The following is a 294-nucleotide window of genomic DNA, read 5'->3' on the forward strand; positions in this document are numbered from 1 at the left end:
GCCGAGCTTCGTCAACAGATGCTCGACCCTGCCGCGCACCTGCTGCCCATGCTGCAGCGTGCAAGGCGGATGAAACGCGACGGTATGGATCGCGCGGCGGCGCGTGAGCGCGACAAGTTCTTCCTCGAATTCCGGCAGGATTTCGGCGATGTCGCGTGTCAGTTCGACGATGCGGTGCGCTTTCTCCGCATACGCCGGATCGTGCCGCAGCAGGTGCGCGTATTCCTTGACGGTTGCGCCGCAGCCCGACGCGTTCATCACGATAGCCTCGACGCCTGCTTCGACATGCGGCCA

Annotated in this window: 1 pseudogene; it reads right to left on the reverse strand. The window is 64.3% G+C overall.

Annotation, left to right across the window (positions count from 1 at the left end):
• A pseudogene (locus EN824_RS34565) lies at positions 1-294 on the reverse strand (glycolate oxidase iron-sulfur subunit); the annotation flags it as partial.

Source organism: Mesorhizobium sp. M8A.F.Ca.ET.181.01.1.1 (assembly GCF_004792025.1).
Lineage (GTDB): Bacteria > Pseudomonadota > Alphaproteobacteria > Rhizobiales > Rhizobiaceae > Mesorhizobium.